2 protein-coding genes are annotated in these 1,555 nt (G+C 78.1%); one reads left to right on the forward strand and one right to left on the reverse strand.

Going from position 1 to position 1,555, the window contains the following annotated elements; genetic code table 11:
* Positions 1 to 626, reverse strand: a 626-nt coding sequence (locus tag ACFV4N_RS43625) for an MFS transporter (protein ID WP_499678581.1), incomplete at its 3' end; no start/stop codon positions are given.
* Positions 627 to 680: 54 nt separating this feature from the next.
* Here ACFV4N_RS43625 and ACFV4N_RS43630 point away from each other — a divergent pair.
* Positions 681 to 1,427, forward strand: coding sequence for an AraC family transcriptional regulator (locus ACFV4N_RS43630; protein WP_499678582.1), 747 nt, complete (start codon positions 681 to 683; stop codon positions 1,425 to 1,427).
* Positions 1,428 to 1,555: the final 128 nt, after the last annotated feature.

The following is a 1,555-nucleotide window of genomic DNA, read 5'->3' on the forward strand; positions in this document are numbered from 1 at the left end:
AACGACGCCCGGTCGTCGCGGCCCGCCGGTGACCGGGACGCGTCGTCGGCCCGGGGCGGCAGCCGCCTGCCCGTCGACCGCAGCGCCGCCGCGCAGAGCAGCGCCCCGACGAGCGCCGGGAGCACCAGCAGCGGTGACGCGGCCAGGCCCCCGGCGCCGACCACCCCGGAGACCAGGAGCGGCGCGGCGGCGAACCCGAGGTTGCCGCCGAGGCTGAACCAGCCCATCGCCGCGTCGTCGCCGCGGCCGGCGATCCTGGCGACCCGGGCGGCCTCCGGGTGGTACGCGGCCACCCCGACGCCCGAGAGGGCGACCACCGCCAGGGTGAGCGCGTACTGCCCGGTGAGGCCGCACAGGGCGATGCCCGCCCCGGCGGCGAGGGTGCTCACCGGCAGCAGCCACGGCACCGACCGGCGGTCGGCGAGCACCCCGAAGAGCGGCTGCGCGACGGAGGACAGCAGCGACGCCGCCAGCACCACGCCGGCGGCGGCCGCGTACGGGTAAGCCCGTTCGGACACGAGGAACGGCACCAGCGCGGCGACCGACCCCTGGTAGACGTCCACGCACGCGTGACCGGTCGACAGCAGGGTCACCGGACCGCGGCGGTGGCGGGAACTCTTGGCCATGCCGGGAGCCTCGCCGCCGCGACCGCTGTCCCGCTTCCGATAAAGTGCCAGTCCATGCCGGAAATCCGCCACCTGCCGCGGGCCCCGACGCGGACCCGGCGGCTGGGGCCGTCGGCGGCCATCGACGCGCACCGCCACGACGAGCACCAGATCGCCTACGCCGCCTCCGGCGTGGTGGCGGTGACGACGGGCGCGGGCACCTGGTTCGCCCCGGCGACGCAGGCGATCTGGGTGCCGGCGGGCACCGCGCACGCGCACCGCGCCCACGGCCGGGTCGTCCTCCACCTGGTCGGCCTGCCCGCCCGGACCAACCCGCTCGGCCTGCGCGAGCCGACCGTGCTCGCCGTGAGCCCGCTGCTGCGGGAGCTGATCGTCGCCTACACCCGCGAGCCGGACGAGGACCGCCCCGAGCGGCGGCGGCTGCGCGCCGTGCTGCTGGACCAGCTCCGCGCCTCGCCCCGGCGGGCCGTCCAGCTGCCCGCGCCCCGCGACCCCAGGCTGGTGGCGCTGTGCGCCGTGCTGCACGACGACCCGGCCGACCCGCGCACCCTGGCCGAGCTGGGCGCGTCCGTCGGGGTGGGCGAACGCACCCTGAGCCGGCTGTTCCGCGCCGACCTGGGCATGACCTTCCCGCAGTGGCGCACCCAGCTCCGCCTCTACCACGCCCTGCGCCTGCTGGCCGACGACGTGCCGGTGACCGCGGTGGCGCACCGCAGCGGGTGGTCGTCGGCCAGCGCGTTCATCGAGCTCTTCCGCCGCTCGTTCGGCCACACCCCGGGCGCGTCCCACCGGCGCGGCTGACCGGGCGCCGGGGCCGGGCAGCCGCTCGAGGGCTTCCCGTTCGGGACGACCGCGCGCCCACCGCCGGGCTCGCGTCCCGCGCGGGCGCCCGCGGCTCCTCGTGCGCGCAGGTGAAGGTGGCTTCGGAC

Origin of the sequence: Actinosynnema sp. NPDC059797, assembly GCF_042732085.1 — a bacterium.
GTDB lineage: Bacteria > Actinomycetota > Actinomycetes > Mycobacteriales > Pseudonocardiaceae > Actinosynnema.